The 24479-nt window shown below is 58.1% G+C and carries 20 protein-coding genes; 10 read left to right on the plus strand and 10 right to left on the minus strand.

Annotated features, from left to right (window positions below):
- Positions 1 to 94: 94 nt before the first annotated feature.
- Positions 95 to 1351, minus strand: coding sequence for a pyridoxal phosphate-dependent aminotransferase (locus KYK14_RS09230; protein WP_246601768.1), 1257 nt, complete (start codon positions 1349 to 1351; stop codon positions 95 to 97).
- Positions 1352 to 1563: 212 nt separating this feature from the next.
- Positions 1564 to 2715: a serine hydrolase domain-containing protein gene (locus KYK14_RS09235; protein WP_219158598.1), complete on the minus strand. Its 1152-nt coding sequence runs from the start codon at positions 2713 to 2715 to the stop codon at positions 1564 to 1566.
- A 331-nt stretch (positions 2716 to 3046) separates the two neighbouring features.
- Between KYK14_RS09235 and tsaE the strand changes: the two genes are divergently transcribed.
- Positions 3047 to 3478 carry a tRNA (adenosine(37)-N6)-threonylcarbamoyltransferase complex ATPase subunit type 1 TsaE gene (tsaE, locus tag KYK14_RS09240; protein ID WP_219158599.1) on the plus strand — a complete coding sequence of 144 codons (432 nt, stop codon included), beginning with the start codon at positions 3047 to 3049 and terminating at the stop codon, positions 3476 to 3478.
- A gap of 97 nt (positions 3479 to 3575) precedes the next feature.
- Positions 3576 to 4802: an alanine dehydrogenase gene (locus KYK14_RS09245; RefSeq protein ID WP_208306230.1), complete on the plus strand. Its 1227-nt coding sequence runs from the start codon at positions 3576 to 3578 to the stop codon at positions 4800 to 4802.
- Positions 4803 to 4840: 38 nt separating this feature from the next.
- Here KYK14_RS09245 and KYK14_RS09250 read toward each other — a convergent pair whose 3' ends face one another.
- The 4 genes from KYK14_RS09250 to KYK14_RS09265 form a co-directional block, all read right to left on the minus strand.
- A complete protein-coding gene (locus KYK14_RS09250) occupies positions 4841 to 5104 on the minus strand; it encodes a circadian clock KaiB family protein (RefSeq protein ID WP_185283480.1) in 264 nt (87 codons plus the stop codon).
- A 44-nt stretch (positions 5105 to 5148) separates the two neighbouring features.
- Entirely contained in the window at positions 5149 to 7017 is a 1869-nt protein-coding gene (locus KYK14_RS09255; RefSeq protein WP_219158600.1) for a PAS domain-containing sensor histidine kinase, read from the minus strand.
- 73 nt (positions 7018 to 7090) lie between these two features.
- The gene (locus KYK14_RS09260) at positions 7091 to 7558 is read right to left on the minus strand and encodes a BLUF domain-containing protein (protein ID WP_185283483.1); all 468 of its coding nucleotides are present in this window, start codon (positions 7556 to 7558) and stop codon (positions 7091 to 7093) included.
- A gap of 250 nt (positions 7559 to 7808) precedes the next feature.
- Positions 7809 to 8075, minus strand: coding sequence for a hypothetical protein (locus KYK14_RS09265; RefSeq protein ID WP_219158601.1), 267 nt, complete (start codon positions 8073 to 8075; stop codon positions 7809 to 7811).
- Positions 8076 to 8337: 262 nt separating this feature from the next.
- On the opposite strand from KYK14_RS09265, the gene KYK14_RS09270 reads away from it, so the two are divergent.
- The 7 genes from KYK14_RS09270 (at position 8338) to acs (ending at position 17873) form a co-directional block, all read left to right on the plus strand.
- Entirely contained in the window at positions 8338 to 8760 is a 423-nt protein-coding gene (locus KYK14_RS09270; RefSeq protein ID WP_185283485.1) for an IS1/IS1595 family N-terminal zinc-binding domain-containing protein, read from the plus strand.
- A 141-nt stretch (positions 8761 to 8901) separates the two neighbouring features.
- On the plus strand, positions 8902 to 10413 hold the full coding sequence (locus tag KYK14_RS09275) for a hypothetical protein (RefSeq protein WP_219158602.1): 1512 nt from the start codon (positions 8902 to 8904) through the stop codon (positions 10411 to 10413).
- A 314-nt stretch (positions 10414 to 10727) separates the two neighbouring features.
- On the plus strand, positions 10728 to 12215 hold the full coding sequence (locus KYK14_RS09280) for an MFS transporter (RefSeq protein ID WP_185283486.1): 1488 nt from the start codon (positions 10728 to 10730) through the stop codon (positions 12213 to 12215).
- A 133-nt stretch (positions 12216 to 12348) separates the two neighbouring features.
- Positions 12349 to 12561, plus strand: a complete 213-nt coding sequence (locus KYK14_RS09285) for a hypothetical protein (RefSeq protein ID WP_185283487.1) — start codon at positions 12349 to 12351, stop codon at positions 12559 to 12561.
- Positions 12562 to 12655: 94 nt separating this feature from the next.
- Entirely contained in the window at positions 12656 to 15403 is a 2748-nt protein-coding gene (locus KYK14_RS09290) for a sensor histidine kinase (RefSeq protein ID WP_219158603.1), read from the plus strand.
- Between the two features lie 37 nt (positions 15404 to 15440).
- Complete coding sequence (locus KYK14_RS09295) at positions 15441 to 15812, plus strand: response regulator transcription factor (protein WP_219158604.1); 372 nt, start codon at positions 15441 to 15443, stop codon at positions 15810 to 15812.
- A 144-nt stretch (positions 15813 to 15956) separates the two neighbouring features.
- Positions 15957 to 17873 carry an acetate--CoA ligase gene (gene acs / locus KYK14_RS09300; protein ID WP_185283490.1) on the plus strand — a complete coding sequence of 639 codons (1917 nt, stop codon included), beginning with the start codon at positions 15957 to 15959 and terminating at the stop codon, positions 17871 to 17873.
- 106 nt (positions 17874 to 17979) lie between these two features.
- Here acs and KYK14_RS09305 read toward each other — a convergent pair whose 3' ends face one another.
- The 3 genes from KYK14_RS09305 to KYK14_RS09315 form a co-directional block, all read right to left on the minus strand.
- Positions 17980 to 18504: a hypothetical protein gene (locus tag KYK14_RS09305; protein ID WP_219158605.1), complete on the minus strand. Its 525-nt coding sequence runs from the start codon at positions 18502 to 18504 to the stop codon at positions 17980 to 17982.
- A gap of 12 nt (positions 18505 to 18516) precedes the next feature.
- Complete coding sequence (locus KYK14_RS09310) at positions 18517 to 19671, minus strand: zinc-dependent alcohol dehydrogenase (protein WP_219158606.1); 1155 nt, start codon at positions 19669 to 19671, stop codon at positions 18517 to 18519.
- 279 nt (positions 19672 to 19950) lie between these two features.
- Positions 19951 to 21162 (minus strand): fumarylacetoacetate hydrolase family protein, encoded by a 1212-nt coding sequence (locus KYK14_RS09315; protein ID WP_219158607.1) that lies wholly within the window; start codon positions 21160 to 21162, stop codon positions 19951 to 19953.
- Positions 21163 to 21609: 447 nt separating this feature from the next.
- Here KYK14_RS09315 and KYK14_RS09320 point away from each other — a divergent pair, with 447 nt between their 5' ends.
- Positions 21610 to 22638 (plus strand): patatin-like phospholipase family protein, encoded by a 1029-nt coding sequence (locus tag KYK14_RS09320; protein WP_219158608.1) that lies wholly within the window; start codon positions 21610 to 21612, stop codon positions 22636 to 22638.
- Between the two features lie 361 nt (positions 22639 to 22999).
- Here KYK14_RS09320 and KYK14_RS09325 read toward each other — a convergent pair whose 3' ends face one another.
- A complete protein-coding gene (locus KYK14_RS09325) occupies positions 23000 to 24418 on the minus strand; it encodes a glycoside hydrolase family 125 protein (protein ID WP_219158609.1) in 1419 nt (472 codons plus the stop codon).
- Positions 24419 to 24479 lie beyond the last annotated feature (61 nt).

Here is a 24479-nt window from a genome sequence, read left to right on the forward strand (position 1 = left end):
TTCACTCTAAAACGAAATCGGCCCGATGCGGGGCTGACTATTGCTACAGCAATAGTCAGCCCCGCATCGGGCCGAACAAGCAACGGAAATACCTCTATTGCAGTGCGTCTAGAGCCGCCTGCAACCGCGGCAGCGCCGCCTCAATCGACTCCAACGACGCCCCGCCCACCGACATACGGAACCACGGCGCCGTGTCGCTGGTGCCAAACGCACTGAACGGCACCAGTGCCAACCGCGCCTCACTGATAAGGTAGGACGTTAATTCCTTGGTAGTAGTGAGCTGCTGACCCGCCGGCGTGGTTTTACCCAGCACATCCAACTTGGCCGTAAGGTAGATGGCGCCCATTGGCACAATGGCATCCACGGGGTAGCCTTGTGCTTTCAGGTTTTGCAAGCCGTCGTACAGCGTCGTTAAGCTCTGTTGAAGCTTGTCTTTGAACGTGGGGATGAACTCCTCTACGGCCGCATCGTTGGTGAGGTAGGCAGCGGTAGCCATCTGCTCGGCTTTGGGTGCCCAGGCGCCCACGTGGCCCAAAATAGCCTTCATCTTATCAATTATCACGGCCGGCCCAAAGGCATAGCCCACGCGCACGCCGGTAGCGGCCAGGCACTTCGAGATGCCGTCTATGTAAATAGTGTAGTCGCGCAACTCAGGGCGCAGGCTCACTGGGTCGAAATGCTGGGCGTCGCCGAAGGTCAGCATCCAGTAAATCTGGTCGTAGAGCAAATAGAGGGGCTTCTCGCCGGGTTGGCGGCGCTGGTTTTCGGCCACCACCAGGTCGCAGATTTCCAACAGCCCTTCGCGGGTGAACATGGTGCCCGTGGGATTCAGCGGAGAGCACAGGGCCAGTAGGGTAGCGCCCGGCAGGTGCGGGGCCAGCTCGGCGGCTGTGGGCATAAAGTTGTTTTCAGGCAGTGTTTCCACCATCACCGCCTCAGCGCCGGAGAGGTGGCAGTAGTGGTTGTTATTCCAGGAAGGAGTAGGGAATACTACCTTGTCGCCGGGGTCTACCAGGGCAAGGTAGGTAGCGTAGATGAGCGGCCGCGAGCCGCCGGCCACCAGCAAATCGTTGGGCGAGTAGTCCAGGCTCAGGCGCTGACGCAGGAAGTCAGCGGCGGCGGTGCGCAGGTCCAGCGTGCCGTTGGCAGGCGGGTAGTTGGTATGGCCGGCCGCGTAGGCATCCGTGATATTATCGCGCAGCTGCTCCGGAATGGGGAAGATGCTGGGGGTGAAGTCGCCAATGGTGAGGTTGCAAATCTGCTCCCCCTTGCGAATCATATCGTTTACTTCGTTGCCGATTTTGATGATTTCGGAGCCGATGAGGCTGCCAGCCATGCGAGAAACTTGCATTTGCGGGTCGTTAAGTGGTGACAGAGTAACTGCCCGCGAAGGTACGATGCAAGTAGTTGTGAGTTAGCTGGAATATCTGAACCAGTCCTGTCATCCTGACGAAGCAAGGACCTTATCACGTGCGAACGACAAGTATACTACGACTCTTTCGCACGTGATAAGGTCCTTGCTTCGTCAGGATGACAAATATGCTTAAAGCAGAAACTACTACCTTATTTCTCCACCGCCGCCAGCACCCGCTTAATCAACTCATCGGGATTTCCATTATGCCAGCGCCACACAATGACAATATCATGCTCGGGGTCAATCCAGATGGTGTTGGAGCCGGCGCCCAGGGCCGCGAAGCTGGTGGCGGGAGCGTGGGGCCAGGCTTTTTGCTCTGTGTTCAGCCACCAAAGGTAGCCGTAGTCGGGGCCGATGGGGCCGCGGGTGGTGGCTTGCCGCACCCAGTCGCGCGATACGATCTGGCGGGTGCCCCACTGGCCCTGGCGCAGCAGCAGGTAGCCGAAGCGAGCCTCGTCGCGGGCGCTGATCCACAGACCCGCACCCCAGCGCGTGCCGCCACTCACCGAGGGTAGGGGCCGGCCCTTTATCATTACTATCGAGTTGAAGTAGGGCAAATATTGCCATGTGTCCGACGCCCCGATGGGGTCCATGATCTGCTCCTTCACCACCTGGGGTAGGGGCTTTTGCCAAAGCGTGAGCAACGAGAGCGAGAAGCGGTTGATCCGCACATCGTTGTACTCCCAATAGGTGCCGGGCGCTTGCAGCGTGCGCGGCTTCCGCTCGCCTTTGCCAAAGGCCTCGTGCCCGATGAAGTCGGCATTCTTACCCCACAGCTCGCCTTCCCACTCGCTGGTCTGGCGGGCGTGCTGCTCCCACGTAATGGGCTGGTTGTGCGCCGAAGCGTAGCCGCCATCGGTCACATATTGCGCTACCGGATCATGAATGTCCTTGATCATTCCCTTGTCCAGCGTGATGCCCAACACCGTGGAGAGCATGCTCTTGGCCACGCTGTAGGTAGGGTCGGGGCGCTCCGTGTTGCCCCACTCGGCTACAATATAGCCGTGGCACAGGATGAGGCCGTTGGTAGCGGCTCGGCCGGGTGGCAGCGGCCCCAGCGGCGTCCCGAAGATTTCGGCTTGGTTGCTGAAATCGGGAGCAATCTGGGTGGTTTCCTGGCTTTTGGCGAAATCAATGGCCTCCGCGAGCCGGGTGGCATTTAGGCCTACTTGCTCAGGCGCGCGGGTTTTCCAGGCGTTGCCCCGGCCGGGGTAGTAGGTGTGGGTAGTGGTGCTGGTGGGTAGGTGCGAGCAAGCCAGCACGGGTAGCAACAGCAGGAGCAGGGCGTAGGGTTTGCGCATAGGTAGGTGTGGTGTGGAGGAGGTAGAAAGCTACAATAAACTATTCGTGAATGGCATTTCGAGCTTGTCGGGAAAGCTTGCGTGCTGACAAAATATATATATAGCGGCTTCACTACCCATACGGCCTAGAGCTGAGACCCTGGGCTAATCAGTGGAGCAGTTTCGCTACCCATGCGCCTCAAGGCTGAAGCTTTAGTAGATCAGTGGAACGGTAGACGAAACCGCTCCGTAGCCCAGGGATTCAGCCTTGGGGCGTATTTTATTCGGAGGAATATTCTTATGTCACCACTCCGGCAAAACTTTCGGAACTTGCGCCGCTTTATTTCATGCTATGGCGCAAGATCTGATCATTACCATTCCCTCATTGGAGGCTCTGCCCGAAGCCGCTGCCGCGTTGCGTGCCCACCTGGGCGTCGCTACCGTGCTGTGTTTTGAAGGGGAAATGGGCGCAGGTAAGACCACGTTTATTAAGGTATTGTGCGAAAGCATGGGCGTGCCAACGGACGAAATCAGCTCGCCTACCTTTTCGCTGGTCAACGAATACCGCGACGCCCAAAACCGCCCTATTTACCACTTTGATTTCTACCGCCTCAACGACCCGCAGGAAGCTGCACAGATGGGCGCACAGGAATACTTTGATTCGGGTTATCTTTGCCTGATAGAATGGCCCAGCCGCATAGCTGACTTGTTGCCGCCGGATTATCTCCTTCTTACCCTCACCGTTACCGGACCCTCCTCCCGAGAATTAAAAATTAAGAAGTGAAAATTAAAAGCTGCCTACTAACCATTTGAAAGAAGGAAGATGGAGCGGCAGCAAGCTAATTTTTAACTCTTAATTCTTAATTTTTAATTGAAAACAAATGCCCGAAGCCGTTCCCCCCGGATTTGAGTCGCTGGCCGCGAGCCGCGCCTATTTCACGCAGGAGTCGATGCTGGCCATCGAAACCCGCCGCCGCAAGCTGTTTATTGGTTTGCCCCGGGAGTCGTCATTGCAGGAAAACCGCATTTGCCTCACGCCCGAGGCGGTGAAGCACCTGGTAGAGGGCGGCCACGAGGTAGTGATTGAGAGCGGCGCTGGCGAGCCCAGCAAGTACTCCGACCACGACTACTCTGAGGCGGGTGGCACCATTGCCTACTCGCCTAAAGAAGTCTACGAAGCGGATATCGTGCTGAAAGTGGCGCCGCCTACCTTGGAGGAGGTGGAACTACTGCGCAATGGTCAAACGCTGATTTCAGCCCTGCAATTCGGTTCATTGTCAGCCGAATACATCACGGCGCTGCTGCGCAAGAAAATCAATGCCATCAGCTTCGAGCTGATTAAAGATCCCTCTGGGGCACGGCCGGTGGTGCGGGCCATGTCCGAAATAGCGGGCTCTACCGTGATGCTGGTAGCTGCCGAGTACTTGGCGCGCTCCAACGAGGGCAAGGGCGTGATTCTGGGCGGTATCACGGGCGTGCCACCGTCGCAGGTAGTGATTTTGGGAGCTGGCACGGTGGCCGAGTACGCTGCCCGCGCCGCTACAGGCTTGGGGGCCGAGGTGAAAGTGTTTGACAATCACCTGTATAAGTTGCGCCGCCTCAAAGAAAACCTAGGTACCCAGCTCTACACCAGCACCCTCGACACGTTTGCCCTCAGCCAGCAAATCCGCCGGGCCGACGTAGTGATTGGTGCCCTCAATGCCGAGGATGGCCGCGTGCCGTTTATGGTGCCCGAGAGCATGATTGCCACTATGGCGCCCGGCTCGGTGGTTATTGACGTGAGCATCGACCAAGGCGGTTGCTTTGAAACCTCGGAGGTGACCACGCATAACAAGCCGGTGTTCCGCAAGTACGATGTGATTCACTACTGCGTGCCCAACATCGCTTCGCGGGTGCCGCGCACCGCTACCAACGCACTGAGCAACATCTTCACGCCCATCATGCAGGAAATCAGCCAGAATGGTGGCATTAATGAGGTGCTGTTCAGCAACGAGCATTTCCGCTCAGGTGTGTATATCTACCGGGGCTCCCTCACCAATGCCACTATTGCCAAGCGCTTCAATATGCGCTACAAGGAGCTGGGACTGCTGATTGCCGTGCGCAACTAACGAATTATTAAGGGTAGAAGGGTAGAGCAGTGAGGTGCTTACGCGAGTCCCAGCGCTTTCAGCACCCGCTCCTGATCGGACAGGTCGCCTACAAGACGGCGCACCAGACCGGGGCTTTTTTTGAGGAGCATGGGCACGCCAATCAGACCTTCCTCCTGTGCCCGCTCAGGGTGCTGCTGAATATCAACGACGGTGAGGGTGTAGCGGCCGGCCAAATGGTGTTCCGTCAGCCGTTGAATATTGGCTAGCGCCTGCCTGGATTTGGGAGAGTCGCCTGCTATAAATAAGTATAGCTCATACATAAGCGGCGGCACGGTAGCAGGTAGGAGTAAGCAGGCAAAGGAAATTACGCTTCAAACCAGTACAGCGTGAAGGTGGTGCTCTCGCCCATAGTGCTGGCTACCTCTAGGCGGCCGCCGCGGGAGGTAAGAATGCGCTGCACCAAGTACAAGCCCACGCCCGAGCCGCCTATCTGGGGGTGCTGGCGGGTGAAGGGTTGAAATGCGGCAGTCGAGGTTTTGGGGATATTCATCCCCAAGCCATTATCCTGCACCATGAGCACCGGTTTATTGTTTTTGGACAAGTAGCTGCGCAACGTAATAACCGGCAAGCGCTCGGGGTGCGCAAACTTGAGGGCGTTGCTGAGTAGATTATGCAGCACTGAGCGCAAGTTGGCCCGGCCGTAGAGCAGGGTAGGGGCCTCAGTTACTTCCACATGAACCGTGGCATCAGAAGCCTGAATCTGGGCACGCAGGCCCAACAGCACTTCATCGGTGATGTGGCGCAAGTCTAGCTTTTCCACTGGCGCCGAGAGGCCCCGCTGGTCTTGTACAGTGGCTGCCAGCTCCTGCAAGGTGCTGTCGAGTTGGTGCAGCGAGTCGTCTACCATCGAGAGGAGCTGTTCCTCCTCGGGGTCGTCGAAGCTAGCACTGCGGCGCAGCTCTTCAAACAAGCCGCGCAGGTTGAACAGCGGCTGCTTCAGGTCGTGGGAGGCTGTGTAGACGAAGGTATCCAAGTCGCGGTTGGTGCGGGCCAGCTCGTCGTACTGCACCTGTAGCACCTCGCGCAGACGGTGCTGGTCGTCTACGTCGGTGCAGGCGCCAAACCAGCGCGGGCCCCGCTCGTCGGCCAGCTGCCGTGCCCGGATGATGTGCCAGCGGTATTGCCCGTCGTGGCGGCGCATCCGGAACAAGCCCTCAAACGGCTCGCCCGTGGCCACGCTTTTCACCCAATGGCGGGCTGCTTCAGCCTGCTTGCGCGGTTCCAGCAGGTTCACCCAGCCAGTAGGGCCCAACTCTTCTTTGGTGAGACCTGAATACTCGCCGGTGTAGTGATTGTAATAGTCAATGAAGCCCTCGGCCGTGGCCGTCCAGATCAGCTCTGGAATGCTGTCGGCCAGAAAGCGTAGCTCGGCCTCGCCCCGGCGCAAGGCGTCGGATAACTCGCGCTGGTCGTGCACCTCGGTGAGGGCACCGTGCCAGAACACGGGCTGGTCGGGGGCGTGCAGTTCGGGTAGGGCGCGGCTTAGCATCCAACGGTACTGGCCATCGTGGCGGCGCAGGCGGTACTCGTAGCTCCAGCCCTTGCCAGCTTTGCGGGCAGCATCGCCCTGATAGAGCACCCGCAGCCGGTCATCGGGGTGGATGAGGAGGGGCCAGATGGCATTCAGGTCGGCCGTAGGAGGCTGGCCGGTGAAGTAGTACCACTGCGGACTAACGTACTCATATAAACCCTCGGCATCCAGCGAAAACGTGATTTGCGGCACGGTTTCAGTCAGCACCCGCAGGCGGGCATCGAGGCGGCGGGTTTCCATCGACAGCGTGTGGGCTCGCTGCCGGGCTTCCTCCTGCTGGGTCACATCTACGGCAAACAATACCAGGCCGGTAATGTCCTGGTTTTCCTCGTCGCGCACGGGTTCTAGCACCAGATCGTAGCAGCGGGATACGGACTCCTTCCCCTCTTGGGTAGGTAGGGGCAGCGAACAGGCTTTGGCTATGTAAGGAGTACCTGTGCGATACACTTGGTGTAGCACATCCACTAAATCGGAGGGGAGTACGCCCGGATGATCGGCCACGCACTGGCCTTCTGCCACATCAGTGCCCAGCAACTCCTGCATCGCTTTGTTTAAATACCCGTACCGTAGGTCGAGACCCTGTAAGGTAGCAACGCCGGCAGGCAAATGGTGCAGAAGGGCGTGAAGGTGCTGTTCACGCATAAAAGGATAGAGTAGGGTGGCAGAAAGAAGAGAAGGTACGTTGAATAAGCAGAAGAAGGCCTTAAAGGTTCAGCTAGACGGAGGTGGGGCCAGGCAATGCCGGGAAGGCCTGCTCTGTAGGCGTGCCAAAAACAGCCAAGCGAACTAGCTCAATCAGCATGGCGTCGGCAATGGTAAGCGTACTGGGTGGGGCGGGCACCCGGTCGGGCATCAGAAACCCTTGTAGCTGCGAGAACCCAACGCTTTCCAGCGGATGAAAGGCCATGTGCCAGTCTGGGAAACTCCGGACATCAATAGGCTTGTCTATAAGCTTCTGCACGTGCGAATGACGACCGTCGCGCTTGATGCGCTTAAAAAGGGCCTCCGTTATTTCTGGCTCGCCCTCAAAGAGTTGGGCAATATTGCCGTGACTGTAAAAAAGAATGCCCGTGATGTGGTTTTTGCTGTTATCACGGCGGCATTGCTCCAGGAGTTCGTGCAAATCCTGGTCAGTGAGCGGGCGCACGGCCCGGCTGATATACACGATGTGGTTCAGATTCATGTGCCTACAACGGTTGAGCTTGGCGCTGAGTTTCGAGGATACGGTCAGGAAATCTAGCCGCCAAGTAAGGATGCAAAGTAAGGCGCTTTCTGCTTTTAAAAAGATCGAACCTGTTGCGCTTCACTACTATTCTCTCGTGGGAGGACTAGTGAATGTGACTTTGCAAGCTCTTGAAATTGGCTTTCTGAACTATGTAATTGAGCCACGCAGTCCGCACAAGGGCCTGTCAGGTATACTGAAATACAGTGCTTTATCCTACCTGCCGGGATATATCCAGCAGCTCGAAGCCTTCTTCGCGGAGGGCCAAGCGGATATCGTCTGTGCCTGGTGTTTCGGCGTGGATGGTGGCTACCTCTGCCCGACCCGGCGTGCCCGCTTCAATCTGATCGACGATGAGGGTGAGGGCAGTTAGCGCCATGCGGGCGCGGCCCACGGCTTGCTCATCATTCAGATTATCAATGGTAAGAGAATAGCGGATTAGTTGCGACAGGTCGGAAGTGGAGTCAGAGGAAGTCATAGGAGAGAGGGTTTTTGATGAGAAGTACCTCCTTGTACGCTAGCCGCGCCTGAAAGGGTAGTCTTATTATCAAAGACACCTACTATATGCCTACGCTATAATACCTCGGGGTCCACTCGTAAGCTGATGGGAGGTTGAACAAGCCGCTCTGTACCATATAGTTTCCTCATGAACAGGTTCTATAGCTTGGTCTGACGTTCAATACTTGCTAAAATACTATATATTTACTAAATAGCTATAGCTTACCCTTTCAGCCCTTTCTATGTCAGCACCTGTTTGCCCCAAATGCAACTCTTCCGAAGCCACGAAAAGTGGTGTAATCGATGGCCGTCAGCGGTTTAAGTGCAAGCAGTGCGGCTACCACTATACAGTGGCCAAGGTAGGCAAGGAGATAAACTCCTACTACGTCATCAAAGCCTTGCAACTCTATATAGAAGGCGTGAGCTACCGCGAGATTGAGCGCCTGCTGGGCGTGAGCCACGTGAGCGTGATGAACTGGGTGAAGAAATACGGCGTGAAAGCCCCCCGCCAAACCGACTATCACCCGACCTATAAAATTCTCAATCAAAAGGAATTGGCCGAGTTTTTTCAGAACCCGGCTAATGTGCAGGGCGCGGGCCTGGTGGTTACGGAGCTGGGTGATAAGTACATGATGATTCGGTGGGAGCGGTTTAAACAGGGGTAGAGCTATAGCGTTAGCAGAACGACAGCAACGCGGCGGATTCGATAGGAGGGTTTTGCTATTTAGTTGTGTCAGATCGATTTGCTGATGCAAGCCGGAGCATTCTGCTTGCTGCGCTACCCTCACTCACCCCATCCCACCTCTATGCGCCCCTCTCGCTACGCATTACTTACCGGTGCTTTGCTGACTGCTGCCGCGGCCTCAGCTCAAGTGCAACCTCCTCCTGCTGGTGGTCAGGCCCCACCGCCCGCCGCGCCTACCCCACCCCCCGCGCCTGCTGCGCCCGCCAAATCGGTGCCTTACGGCGCTGGTCTGAAGGTGAACCTCTCGCCCGATGGCTCCAAGTACATCCGCTTCCTGACTTGGCACCAGGTCTACACGCGCTACACCAAAAACAACGAAGGTACCATCCGTGCCCTGGGCAAACCGCAGAAAGGTCAGGTTGATTTCGGTCTGCGCCGCTCCCGCCTCGTCATTCTGGCCCAGCTTAACCCGCGCTTCGTGATTTACACGCACATGGGTATCAACAACCAGAATGCCGTGGGAGGGGGGCTAACTCCAACAACCGACGGAAAAAAGCCTCAGTTCTTCATTCACGAGGCTGTGACCGAGTACAAGGTGAATAAGTACCTGAGCCTAGGGGGTGGCCTACATTACCTCAACGGCATCTCGCGGATTACCAGCGCCAGCACAACTAGCATTCTGCCGATGGATCTGCCACTGACCAACTTCCCTACCATCGAGCAAACCGACCAGTTTGCCCGATGGCTAGGAGTATACGCCAAGGGCCGCGTTGGCAAGCTCGACTACCGCTTCTCGGTCAGTGACCCATTCCTGACCAACCAAACCAGTAACCCGCTGAACCTGGGTACCACTGTGAACAACGTGAATACCGGCACCGGCATTGCTACCTACAGCCCGCAGAACACCAAGCACGTGTACCAGGGCTATGTGAGTTACAATTTCCTGGAGCCGGAGGCCAACCTGCTGCCTTACTTCACGGGTACCTACCTAGGCACCAAGCGTGTGTTCAGCGTGGGTGCCGGCTTCCTCTATAATAAAGATGCCATGTATTCGCGGCCCACTTCCAGCGTGGTGACCGTAACTCCGGCCGTCTTAGCCAATCCGTTTGGGCTGGTGGGTACTGATAAGCACAGCCTGAAGATGTTCGGGGTTGATGCTTTCTATGATGTGCCCCTGGATACAGCCTCGCGTACGGCCCTAACCCTGTATGGTGTGTACTACAACTACAACATGGGCCCCAACCACGTCCGCTTCATTGGGCCTGAAAACCCCGGGTATGGTGCGGCGCCCACCCGCGGCAACGCGGTGCCACAGTCGGGTACGGGCAATTCCTTCTACGGGCAGGTAGGCTACCTGCTGCCGCAAAAGCTGCTGGGACCCAAGGCTAGCCTGCAACCCTATGTGGCCTACCTGCACAGCGACTACGAAGGGCTACACTATGCCAATGGCGACACCAAAGCCGTGAATGTGTACGATGCCGGCGTGAACGTGCTGCTGGATGGCCACAACGCGAAAGTAACGCTCAACTACCGCGCCCGCCCTGACTTTGAAGGCTACGTTCCCACCACGGGCAACTTCAACCGTCTCGACTACAAGCCAGAAATTACGCTGCAAACCCAGATTTTCTTGTAAGAGCAGGCTGTTTCCTGCCTGCTTAATCTGCCATATCGACCAGCCGGAGAAGTTTCGCTTGTAAATAATTCTCGCTGACTAGGAGTACTATCCGATGTCAGCGCGTGAGATTTCTCCCGCTGGTCGAAAGAATGGTCTTGTGTAATCCGCTTTCCCCTCTGCGCTTACCGGCCGCGTAATCGGCCACCCGCTTACCGCTTATTCAAGCTGACGATCAACTATTTATAGTTGAAATGCGGCTTGAAACAGGAGCGCTACGGCCTGACCGCCGGGCCTCCGCCGCTTTAATTTTCCACTAAAATTCCCCGTTTTCAATGGAACAAAGCATTAATCCCGGTTACGGAAAGGTGGCGGATGCGCCCCTCGAGCACGACAACAACCAAGTATCTACCAGCACCATCTGGCAGGTAATTACGGCCTCCTCGGTAGGGACGGTTATTGAGTGGTACGACTTCTACATTTTTGGCTCGCTGGCGGCCATTATCGGGCCGGTGCTGTTTGGGCACGCGGGCAAGATTGAGGATACGCTGCTGGGCGCTCTGGCCGTGTTTGGGGCAGGCTTCGTGGTGCGACCATTTGGGGCCATGTTCTTCGGCCGGCTGGGCGACATGATCGGGCGCAAGTACACCTTCTTGGTCACGCTGCTGATTATGGGCGGGGCTACCTTCGTTACCGGCCTCATCCCCAGCTACGATACCATTGGCGTAGCGGCTCCTGTGGTAGTTGTGATTCTGCGCTTGTTGCAGGGCCTGGCCCTGGGCGGAGAGTACGGCGGCGCTACCACCTACGTGGCCGAATACGCCCCCGACAAAAAGCGCGGCTACTACACCAGCTTCATCCAGATTACGGCCACTGGTGGCCTGATCCTGAGTATTTCGGTGCTCCTGATTACCCGCAAGATTGTAGGTGAAGACGCCTTTAAAGAATGGGGCTGGCGCATTCCGTTCCTGCTCTCAGGCTTCCTGGTCATTGCTTCGTACTACATCCGGCGCAAGCTGCATGAGTCTCCGCTGTTTGCTAAGGCCAAGGCTACTGGTACCACCAGCAAAAGCCCCCTGCGCGACTCCTTCATGAACCCCGTAAACCGCCGTTTAGTACTCATTGCGCTGTTTGGCGTGACCATGGGCCAGGGCGTGATTTTCTACACCAGCCAGTTTCAGGTGTTCACTTTCATGAACGCTACCCTCAAGCTGGATATCGTCGATTCGAGCATCATCATGGTGGTATCCATGCTGCTGGCCACGCCGCTTTTCGTGTATTTTGGGTCACTCTCGGACCGCATCGGGCGCAAGCGCATCATCATGACGGGTATGATTTGCGGTGCCCTGTTCACCGCCCCGCTGTTCTACGGTGTGAAGGCCTTTGCCGGACCGCTCACCGAAATTACGCCTGCTACCGTGGATGCTGCTGGTAAGGCCGTGCCCGCCGTGATGAAAGCCCTGACGCCCAACATCCCCGCCATGACAGCCCTGATTTTCTGCCTGGTGCTGTTCGTGACGATGGTGTACGGACCCATTGCCGCCTACCTTGTGGAGCTGTTCCCCACCAAGGTGCGCTACACGTCCTTGTCGGTGCCCTACCACATTGGCAACGGTATCTTCGGCGGCTTTGTGCCGCTAGTGGCTACCTCCATTGGCGTGTGGGCCGCTACGCAACCCGAGGGCACGTTTGCCAAAGAGCACAGCAGTTTGCTGGGCCTGATCTATCCCATTACGGTGGCGCTGATTTGCTTTGTGGTGGGTATGATCTACATGAAAGACATACGCAACGTGCGTCTGATGGACGAGCGAGTGGCTGAGTAACAGAAGGACTAAGTGAAGTTGGTCTGGTACAAAAAGTCCGTCGGGCCGCTGGGTCGGCGGACTTTTTTGCGAGGCCAATAGGTAGAGATACAACATCTTGTGTCTCTACTCTCTAAACCGATTTTACCTATTCATGCCCGAATCAACTGAAGCAGCGGAGCAGCGACGAGGGCAGCGCCTGCTGTTTGTGAGCGGCTTGTTTGCCGTGCTGCTCAACTTTCCCCTGCTAGCCGTCTTCGACCACGAGGGTAGGGTAGGGGGTATCCCGGTGCTCTACCTCTACCTGCTGTTGCTCTGGCTTAGCATCGTGCTACTCACGGGCTGGCTTGTTAGAAAGGTGGAGTAGTGACTGTGAACCATCTGTCATTCTGAGCTTGCGAAGGATGACAAATGAGCTCTGTTCACCACTCCATCACTCATAAACTCACAACCTCATCTCCTTGTCCAAACTCCTGCTCATTGGCTTTTCCTTTGGCTACCTGGCGTTGCTGTTCGGGGTGGCCTACGCAGCTGAGCGACGCTCGGCGGCGCGGCGGAGCTTGGTGAGCAACCCGTACGTGTATGCCCTGAGCATGGCTGTGTACTGCACCGCTTGGACGTACTACGGCTCGGTGGGGAGGGCCGCGCATTTCGGGCTGGAGTTTGTGGGTATCTACCTGGGACCTACCCTCTTGGCGCCCGCGTGGTGGCTGGTGCTACGCAAGATTATCCGCATCTGTCGCACTCAGCGCCTCACCTCCATTGCCGACTTCATCTCGGCGCGCTATGGCAAGAGTGCTGCCCTTGGGGCGCTGGCTACGGCGGTGTGCGTGCTGGGTGTGATTCCGTATATCTCTTTGCAGATTAAGGCAATAGCCACATCGTTTGAGGTGATGGCCGGTGGGGCCGATCTGGGCGGGCTAGACGATAACACGGCTTTAATTACCACTGGCGTATTGGCTTTCTTCACCATCATCTTCGGGGTGCGCTCGGTGGAGGCTACCGAGCGCCACGAGGGCATGGTGCTGGCCGTGGCCCTGGAAAGTCTAGTAAAGCTAGTGGCCTTTTTGGCGGCTGGCCTGCTGGTTACATACAGCCTGTTCGATGGTTTTGCCGATGTGTTCGACCAGGCCGCGGCTGTGCCGGGGCTGCAAAAGCTCTTCACGCTGCACACCACTGGCATTGGTGGGGCGCAGTGGCTCACGCTACTGCTGCTGGGCATGGCGGCCGTGCTGCTGCTGCCGCGGCAGTTTCAGGTATCGGTGGTAGAGAACGTGAACGAGGACCACCTGCGCAAAGCCATGTGGCTGTTTCCGCTTTACCTCATCGTTATTAATTTGTTCGTGCTACCCATCGCCTTTGGCGGCGTGCTGCGCTACGGCACACAACTGGATGCCGACACCTTCGTGCTGGCCCTACCCTTGGGCGCCGAGCACCGCTGGCTGGCGCTGCTGGTGTACCTGGGCGGGCTGTCGGCGGCCAGCAGCATGATTATCGTGGAAACCATTGCCCTGAGCGTGATGATGAGCAATCACCTGCTGATGCCGCTGCTGGTGCGCGTGCCGGCCGCCAGGGGCGAGTCGGCGCGGTGGTTTGCTTATTTGGGGCAAGTAGCCCTGCAAAGCCGCCGGCTGGCAGTGGTGCTGGTGCTGCTGCTGGCCTATGGCTACTACGCCACGGTAGGGCATCTGCTGTCGTTGGTGAATATCGGGCTGGTGTCGTTTGCGGCGGTGGCGCAGTTTGTGCCGGTGGTGCTGGGTGGGTTGTACTGGAAAGGCGGCACCAGCCAAGGCGCCACGGCGGGCATTCTGGCGGGCTTTGCAGTGTGGTTTTTTACGCTGGTGATGCCTACTATGATTGCGCCCGGTTTGCTGTCAGCCTCCATCATGGATGATGGCCTTTTTGGGGTAGGGGCCCTGCGACCATTCGCACTGTTTGGTCTTACAGACTTAGATTATCTATCGCACGGCTTGTTCTGGAGCTGGTTTTTCAACGTGGGGCTGTACGTGGGCGTATCGGTGCTGGGGCGCGTGCCTACGGGATTGGAGTTACGTCAGGCTGAGGAGTTCGTGGATGCCTTCCGGCCACGCCCGGCCACTAGCGCCGAGTGGCGCGGCGCAGCCCCGGTGCTGTCGGTGCGGGCGTTGCTGCGCGGTTTTCTGGGGAAGAAGCGCACCGCGCAGGCGTTGCAGGCCTTCGCCACGCGCTTCCCCGACGCCCTACCCCCCGAGCCCATTGCCCCCGCCGACGCCGACCCGCGCCTCTTGGCATATGCCGAAAAGCTGCTGGCCGGTAGCATTGGGCCGGCCTCGGCGCGCCTGCTGTTGTCTTCGGCCATTGGGGTAGAGGAGCTGCGGTTTGATAATGTGGTAGGGATTCTGCGCGAAAGCCAACAGCTGTTGGCTGCCAACCGCCAGCTGCGCCGCCAGTCGCAGGAGTTGCAGCGTCTCACCACCGATTTGCAAGCGGCCTACGAGCAGCTGCAAGCCCTGGACGAGCGCAAGGACGAGTTTCTCTATACCGTGACGCACGAGTTGCGCACTCCACTCACCAGCATTCGGGCACTGTCGGAAATCCTGTCGGACAACCCCGATTTAGACGAGGAGGAACGCTTGCGTTTCCTGCACACCATCACCAAGGAATCGGAGCGGCTGAGCCGGCTGATTACGTTGGTACTCGATCTAGAAAAGTACGAGTCGGGCAAGGCTACCCTGCTTACGACCCCCGTAGGGGTAGGCGAACTGATAACCGAAGCCGCGGCCGCGGTAGAGCAGCTGGCGCAGGCCCGCCGCATTCAGCTCACCGTAGCCGTAGCGCCCGATTTGCCCGCCCTACCCGCCGACCGTGACCGGCTGATGCAAGTGCTCGTCAACCTACTATCTAACGCCGTGAAAGCCTGCCCGGCAGATGGCTCCGGCCGCATCTGGGTAGGGGCCGAAGCCATCGGCGGACAATTGCACGTGCGCGTCACCGACAACGGGAAGGGCATCGACCCAGCCTACCATCACCTGATTTTTGACAAGTTTTACCAGGCTCAGCACCAGACCATGCGCAAGCCCGAGGGCTCGGGGCTGGGCCTGGCCATCACCCGCAACATTGTGGAGCTGCACCAAGGGCGCATTTGGGTGGAAAGTGCGCCGGAGCAGGGCGCCAGCTTTTCCCTAACTCTGCCGCTGCACCCGCAACGACAGCCGCAGCCCACTGAATAAGTCCTAGTACCCGCCGCCCTCGAAAACCATTTTGGCTATGAAAGAAGCCCACATTTTACTCGTTGATGATGAACCGAACATCGTGATGTCCTTGGAATTCCTGATGCGCAAGAACGGCTACCAGGTCAGCATTGCCCGCAATGGCATGGAAGCCCTGGAGGCCGTAGACCGCACCCCCTTCGACCTGATTTTGCTGGACGTGATGATGCCCGACGTAGATGGCTACCAAGTATGCCAACACGTGAAAAACCATCCGCGCCATCACGAAACCAAGGTCATTCTCCTGTCGGCCAAGAGTCGGGAGGCCGATGTGCAGAAGGGTTACGCTGCCGGCGCTGACCTCTACGTGCCCAAGCCCTTCAGCACCCGCCAGCTCATGGAACAGGTGCGGGGGCTGCTGGCTGCGTAGGCTCTGCTCCCGTGTTTTGCGTAGTTTACGCTACACCCGCGCTGGTTTTTCAAGTAAAGACTGTCATGCTTCGGCAAGCTCAGCATGACAGTCTAGAACCGCCCCACTCCCGATTCATACTTTCTAATTCTTAATTCCTTCCCCATGCCCACCGACCATCCCCGCATCCGAACCACCGAAGAGTATCAGTATGCCTACCGCCGCAGCGTGGAAAACCCCGAGCAGTTCTGGGCCGATGTGGCCGAGCCCTTCACTTGGCGCCGCAAGTGGGACACTGTGCTGACGGCTGATCTGGTAGAAGGCCACAACAAGTGGTATGAAGGTGCCAAGCTCAACATCACCGAAAACTGCCTCGACCGCCACCTGAGCACGCGCGGCAATAAGCTAGCGCTCATCTGGGAGCCCAACGACCCCAAAACCCGCCAGATTCGCTATACCTACCGCGAGCTGCACCAGGAGGTGTGCCGCTTTGCCAATGTGCTGCACAACAATGGGGTAGAGAAGGGTGACCGAGTGTGCCTCTACATGCCCATGATTCCGCAGTTGGCCATTGCGGTGCTGGCGTGCGCCCGCATTGGGGCGGTGCATTCTGTCATCTTCGCCGGCTTCTCGGCCAATGCCATTGCCGACCGCGTGAACGACGCCCAGGCCACCGTAGTGATTACGGCCGATGGCCTGGAGCGCGGCGCCAAGCAAATTCCGGTGAAGCGCGTGGTAGATGAGGCCCTGGAGCACTGCCCCTCCGTGCGCGGTGTGATTGTGGTGGAGCATTTGGGCTGGCCCGTGCACATGAAGGATGGCCGCGACGTGTGGTACCACGACGAGGTGCAGGAGGTAGAAAAAACCTGCCCCGCCGAGGAAATGGATGCCGAGGACCCACTATTTATTCTCTATACCTCCGGCAGCACCGGCAAGCCCAAAGGCGTGGTGCACACCACCGCCGGCTACATGGTGTGGGCCGACTACACCTTCCGCAACGTGTTTCAGGTGGAGGAAAACGACGTGTACTGGTGCTCGGCCGATATTGGCTGGGTAACGGGCCACACCTATCTGCTCTACGGTCCGCTGCTGTCGGGTGCTACTACCCTCATGTTTGAGGGTGTGCCTACCTACCCCAGCCCCGGCCGCTACTGGGAGGTGATTGACAAGCACGGTGTGAACGTGTTCTACACGTCGCCCACGGCCATCCGCTCGCTCATGGCCCACGACATCAACCACGTGCTGGCCTATTCTCTGGACTCGCTGCGGGTGTTGGGCTCGGTAGGAGAACCCATCAACGAGGAAGCCTGGCACTGGTACCACACCCACATCGGCAAGGGCCGCTGCCCCATTGTAGATACGTGGTGGCAGACCGAAACCGGCGGCATCATGATTTCGGCGTTGGCGAACATCACGCCCAGCGTGCCAGCCCGCGCCGGCCTACCCTTGCCGGGCGTGCAGCCTGTGTTGCTGAACCAGGAAGGACAGGAGATTGAGGGCAACGACGTGGAGGGCTACCTCGCCATCAAAGCGCCGTGGCCGGGCATCATCCGCACCACCTATGGCGACCATGAGCGGGCCAAGCAAACCTACTTTGGCGTGTACTCCGGCTACTACTTCACCGGCGACGGTGCCCGCCGTGAGGCCGACGGCCTCTACCGCATCCAGGGCCGCGTAGATGACGTGATTAACGTCTCGGGTCACCGCTTTGGCACGGCCGAAATCGAAAACGCCATCAACCAGAATAATACAGTAGTAGAATCGGCAGTGGTGGGCTACCCGCACGATGTGAAGGGCCAGGGCATCTACGCCTACGTGATCTGCCGCGACGGCGCCTGCGACGACGACATCAGCCGCAAGCACGTAGAGGCCAGCATCATCGAAACCATTGTGGCCGAAATTGGCCGCATTGCCAAGCCCGATAAGATTCAGTTTGTGGAGGGCTTACCCAAAACGCGCTCAGGCAAAATCATGCGTCGCATCCTGCGCAAAGTGGCCGAGGGCGACACCAGCAACCTCGGCGACATCACGACCCTCCTCGACCCTGAGATTGTGGAGAAGATTGTAGAGGGTAGGAAGTAGCCGAATAGGTTGATCGGTATCATACTGATACCGGTAGCCTTTACGCAAAACGCCCCATCAAACAGTGAGTTTCACTGTTTGATGGGGCGTTTTGCGTAAAGACTCTCTACTTCCCGCGATACCCGCGAACGTGCTTAGACTTCTTTTTGTCTTTGCCGGAATTGAGAAACACAACAGTACCAACCGTAATGGCAGCAATGGTGGCCATTTTGGTCACGAAAGCCGTGCGGTTGTACTTCCATTCCATCGGGTAGCCCTTCTCGGCGAAGATATTGGGAACGTGCCCGTGGGCCAGGTCTTTCAACACGCCTTCCACTACGTCCACACGGTCGGCAAAAATCAGCGGGAGCCAGTGCTTGTACTGGTTCTCACTGTATTTGAAAGCGAAACGCCGAATGACGCCACTCAGGCCTTTTGGGGGCAGGGTAGCACCAAATACCGCCGTTACGTCGGGCCGCTCAATGGAGTGCAGCACTTCTACATCTATCGGCTGTTGGGGCGGACGATCGTAAAATATATCCCGCGGCGGAGCATCCTCGCGGTGCTGCATGGGGTAGGTGGGGTCGTTTTCTGGGTCTGCATCTACACCCCAGCCGTTGATCTGCTTGTAATCTATTTTCTTGGTTTGCATGGCGAGTGAGGGTTATCTGGTAACAGTTGGGGGCAACAGAATCGGCTTGATGCAGTTGTCCAGCTTGGCGGAAAACAGGCGGTAGCCGTCGGCTACTTCCTCCATCGGCATCCGATGCGTGATGAGCGCCTTCGGGTTGAGACGGCCGCTCTGTACGTGGTCGATAAGGCGCGGGAGTAGGCGCTTCACCGAGGTTTGGTTGCCCCGAATGGTCAGGCCCTTGTTCATGGCATTGCCAATGGGCACCAGGTTATCGGTAGGACCATACACACCCACGATGGATACCACGCCACCTTTTTTCACCGCATTAATGGCCCAGTGCAGCGCCGTAGCCGAACCTGCCTGCAACAGCGTTTTGCGGCCCGTGATGGTTTGCAGGGCGTTGCCAGCAGCCTCAGCGCCTACGGCATCAATTACGCAGTCGGCGCCCAGCCAATCCGTTTGTTTCTTGATGAACAACACCGGGTCGCCGATTTCTTCGAAGTTGTAGGCCTCGCAGGGCGCGTAGTTGCGCACAAATTCCAGACGATAGTCTTCCTTATCGAGTACGATAACGCGGCCGGCTCCAAACAACCAGGCGCACCGGGCCGCCATGATGCCTACCGGACCAGCACCGAATACTAAAACTGTGTCGCCCTTTTGGATGCCCGCCATTTCGGCGGCTTGGTAGCCAGTTGGTACCACATCCGTGAGCAGCACGGCATCGTCTAGGTCCATGCCGGGCGGAATGACGGTAGGGCCTACGTTGGCGTAGGGCACCCGTGCATACTCCGCCTGACCACCATCGAAGCCGCCAGCGGTGTGCGAGTAGCCAAAAATGCCGCCCACGGCTGTAGCCATGGCATTGGCCTGGTGGCAGTTGCCGAACATACCCTGCTTACAGAAGTAGCAGCGGCCGCACGACACGTTGAAAGGAACAATAACGTTGTCGCCTACCTTCACATTGGTAACGTCGGGGCCGATTTCAACTACTTCGCCCACAAACTCGTGGCCGAAAGTAGAGCCCACGCGGGTGTCGGGTACATTGCCATTATAGAGGTGCAAATCAGAACCGCAGATGCAGGAGCGGGTAACGCGCACAATAGCATCTTCCGGATGTTTGATTTCGGGCATTGGTTTCTGAACGGCTCGGACCCTCTTGGGGCCGCGATATTCCATGGCGAGCATAGGCGTTGGTTTTGGGGTAGAAAGGGTAGGAATAGCTAGAAGCAGTGTTATAACTGCACGTAGCCTGTGGGCAAGCACAAGGGGCCGCTGTTCTTAGTACCAGCGGGTGCACCCGTAGGGTTGTAAAACTGCGGTTAATCACGGGATAAATAGGTGTTAATACGGATGGACCAGTGCATACCCGCATGAAACAAGCAGCAACCCCGGCAACACGATTAGCCTCTTCTGCCTTGATATTATAAAGCCGATGCCCGGAATGATAGTTGATGCATCAGCACATCAATTCACTACGCCCGTTACCTCCCCAAATCCCAGGCGCACGCCCTCCTGCTCGCAGTAGCCGCAGAGCCGCACGTTGTCGTCGGTTTCCAGAAAGATACGCATGGTGGTATCGTTGAGAACTAGGGGCTGCGTACCGTTGGCGGTGAGGTCGTACAGGCTGCCATCGGCCACGGTGCCGCTGGTGTATAGGTCGCCTGCTTGCAAAGGAGTGCCACTGCTGGTGAGGTAGGCAAGCTGCTGGCCGATGCTCCAGTACAGGCTGCGCGTGGTGGGAGTGGCAACCACTGTTTCGGGGCCGTCGGCGGGTTGCAAGGCTACTTCCAACTGCACGGCTACATGGTGCTGGCCATTCTGGCGCAAATGCGGCTCTGGCTCCGGCAGTTGCGGCGCCCCAGCTACCCGGAAAGGCTCCAAAGCGTCCAGCAGCACCACCCAAGGCGAGAGCGTGCTGCCAAAGCTACGGTCCAGCAGAGGGGCCGGCGCCGAGCCTCGGCATAAATCGTGGGCATACCAGCCCAGTACTAACGTCAGACCAAACAACGTTTCCTCCGCTTGCTCTACGGATAGAGTTGTGCCCAGGTCGGTAGCTTGTCCGCCTACAAAACCCAGCTGGACCTCAAAGTCGAGGCGCTGCACGGGGCCGCGCAGGGTGTCTTCGGCATCGAGCAGGTAGGTGCGCGTGGGTCGCCGCATGCGCGTGCCCGAAGCCACCAGGCTGCCTGCCGGTGCATAGCTGCCCGTAGGGGTAGGGCTGGTTTCATCGGTAGGGGTAGGTGTGTTGGAAGCCAGGCGGCTCGCGAAACGTACAAACTGCCGCGGCTTCACGGGGCACAACAGCTGCACGTCGGTTTGGCGCACCAGGCAGTCGCGCATCACCTCGGGGCTTTGCAGCACGGTATTGTCGTGGCGCAGCAGCTCGCTCACCCGTTCGCGCACGGCCCGCCAAGCGGGGCGACCTAGCCGGATAAACGCATTCAGCGACCGACGCCGAAATACCTTTGGCTGTTGGCCCTGCAAGTCCAAGTCATCAAAGAAGCCCCACTGGCTCACGGCGTATAGATCGAGCACATAGCCGCCAATGGCCACGCCCACGCGGGCACCCCGCTCGTCGGTCGCGAAAATACCAAAGGGGAGGTTTTGAATCGGGAAGTCGCTGGTCGGCGGAATGTCAATCCAAGAGCGTAGGGTAGGGTCGTTTGCAGAAGCCATGCAGGAGAAAGAAAAGTCAGGAGTAGAAAAGCCAAGCTAGCGGCTCAGATTGTACGGATAAGTGCTGTTAGGCGCCGAGCTTAGTGGGATTTTGGTGTTATAGAAATTAATAGCAAAGAGTCATCTTGACTTTCCTGCTGGCCTTGCGGACGCACGTTTCTACTATGCGCCGATTCTCTCACGCACGCCGGTCAGGCAGCCTTGTCTGCTCGACGGGTTGTTGTTTCGCCTAGTTGGGAGAATTGCCGTTTGTAGAGAAGTGCTGGGTAGTGCCTCCCCACGGCTGCTAGTAGCTGTCGAGTAATCATTTAAAAAATGGTCATCTTAAGCCTGCGAAGTACCTCCTTATGTTGGAATGAGTCGTTGGTATGTCAGTTGTTCAACATAGTATAAGGTCCTTCGCAAGCTCAGGATGACATGGTGAGCCGGGCGTTTGGATAAGCGAGCATGAAAAAGATTCTTTCTATCGACGGTGGCGGCATTCGCGGTATTATTCCGGGACAGGTGCTGGTGGCGCTGGAGCAGAAGCTACAGCAGCGCAGCGGCAACGCCCAAGCCCGCCTCGCCGACTTTTTCGACTTCGTGGCCGGCACCAGCACGGGCGGGATTCTGACGTGTCTGTACCTGAGCCCAGCCGCTGAGGATCCGACCAAAGCCCGCTTCTCGGCCCAGCAGGCCGTAGACTTGTACGTGGAAAACGGCAGCGCCATCTTCGACGTGTCGCTGTGGCAGAAGGTGCGCTCGGGTAACGGCCTCACCGACGAGAAGTACGACGACGCAGCCTTGCGGCGGGTGCTGGACCGGCACTTTGGCTCCCTGAAGCTGAGCCAGCTGCTGCGCCCGTGCCTGATTCCGGCCTACGACATTACGGCCCGGCAAGAGTTTTTTTTCACCCAGCACGATGCCCGGCGGCACGGCCCCGCCTATGATTTTCTGCTCAAAGACGTGTGTCGGGCCACCGCCGCGGCGCCTACCTACTTCGAGGCGGCCCTGACACCAGCACTAGACGGCAAAGCCTACCCGCTGATTGATGGGGGCGTGTTTGCCAATAATCCCGCCCTGTGCGCCTATGCCGAGGTGCGCAACGCCGCCAGCAACCCCACCACCGAAGACATGCTGCTGGTGTCGTTGGGCACGGGGCAGGTCGATAAGCCCTACCCATACCATAAGGCCAAGGATTGGGGTAAGGTGGAATGGCCCAAGCCCCTGATTGACATTCTGATGTCGGGCGGCGCGGCCGTCACGGACTACCAAACCAAGCGCATCTTCTCCGCTGCTGGCAAAGGCAGTCAGTACTTTCGCCTGCAAACCACCGACCTGGGCGCCGCCAGCCCCGACCTCGACAACGCCTCCCCGGCCAATCTGCGGGCGCTGGTGCAGCTCGGTCGCGCCGCCGCCACCACCCACGACGCCGACCTAAATCGCATCGTGGACCTACTGCTTACCGCGGACTCCGACCCGTTGCGCTTCACATAAACTGGCACGGGTAGACGTAGGAAACGACGGATTGCCTGGGGGCAAGCAGCAAGAATTGCGTGGGGCCCATTATCGTATCGATCAGCACATAGCGGTGGGTAGGGTGGCTTTGGGCCGTCCGGTTTGCGGTGTATTTCTGTTCTACGGCGCGTAGCTGTGTGCGCCAGTTGGGAGCGGCGGGGTAGGCGAACTGGTAAGCCGGAACGTGGAGAGTAGGATGGTGAGTATGGGGGAGCAGTAGATGAACAAAACGAAAGTAGCACGCCCGTTTGGTTTGGGTTCTGTTAGGTGAAGAGCGCGCAAACAGTCCTCTTTCAACAGAACCCAAACCAAACGGGCGTGCTACACTACCTGCTGCTGGCTACGCCAACAGCTGCGGCTTTTCCTTATACGTCTTCCACAGAAACTCCCCGAAAATCGTGTTTGCCCAGGCAAACCAGGAGCGCGAGAACTTCTCCGGATTGTCTTTGTTGAACGACTCGTGCATGAAACCGGTACCCGCGTGGGTCGATTTTAGGGTCTGGATGCACTGCTTGATTTCGGCGTCGCTGGTGCTGGTGAGGCCCTGCGTAACGAGGCCAATGGGCCAGATCATGTCCTGGCCCACGTGCGGGCCGCCAATGCCTGCACCGGCCGTGCCCTTGAAGTAGAAAGGGTTGTCCTCGGAGAGCAGCATCTTGCGGGTGCTCTGGTAGATAGGGTCCGATACGGGCATGGCGCCCAGGTAGGGTAGGGCAATCAGGCTGGGCACGTTGGCGTCGTCCATCAGCACCTGGCTGCCAAAACCGTCTACCTCGTAGGCGTAGATTTTGCCGTATTTCGGGTGGTTGACGATGGCGTGCTGTTTCAGGGCAGCGTCTACCTCGTCGGCGAGGGCCGTAAGATCTTTGGCCGTTTTGGCGTCCTTGGCCAGCTTGGTCATCATCTCACTAGCTTGGCGCAAACTCACTACCGCAAAGAAGTTGCTAGGCACCAGGAAAGAGTACAGCGTGGCGTCGTCGCTGGGGCGGAACGCCGAGCAAATCAGGCCCACCGGCTTGATGGGGTAGCCGTAGCCCTTCATGGGCTGGGTATCGGTGGCGTTGGTCGTTTCGCGCTGGAAAGAGTAGGGGCCGCGGTCGTCCTTGCGCTGCTGCTCCCGGAAGGTTTGCAGCACGGTTTTGATAGCCTTCTGCCACTGCGCGTCGAAGGGCTTGGTGTCGCCGGTGGTTTTCCAGTAGTGATAGCCCAAGCGGATGGGGTAGCACAGCGAGTCGATTTCCCACTTCCGCTCGTGCACGCCGGGCAGCATTTTGGTGTGGTCCGATTTCCACTCGCCTACCTTGTTCGGGTCGTCATAGAAGGCGTTGGCGTAGGGGTCTTTCAGAATGTAGCTGGTCTGGCGGTTAATCACGCCGGCAATCAACTGGCGCAGCTCGGCATCTTTGCCCACTAGCTGGAGGTAGGGCCACACCTGGGCCGAGGAATCGCGCAGCCACATGGCGTCGATGTCGCCGGTGATGACGTAGGTATCGGGGCGGCCGTCGCGGGTGCCGTGGGTCACGGTGGTGTCCAGGGTGCTGGGGAAGCAGTTGTTGAACAGCCAACCCAGCTCCTCGTCCTTCACTTTCTTCTGAAACTCCGTAATGGCCGCCTCCACGGCTTTGCTGCGGAAACGGCGCTTATCAGCCGTAGGCCGCACCACCGGAAACTTGGGCGCGGTGCCAGCGAAAGAGTATTGGTTGAAGAAAACGCTAGTAGAGAGAAGGGAAAAGCCGTGAAGAAAATTTCTGCGATTCATGGAAAATGGTGGGTAGGGTAATTAGTGCAACGGTACCCCACCCCCTAGCCCCCTCCCCTCC

Source organism: Hymenobacter profundi (genome assembly GCF_019334315.1).
Classification (GTDB): Bacteria; Bacteroidota; Bacteroidia; order Cytophagales; family Hymenobacteraceae; genus Hymenobacter; species Hymenobacter profundi.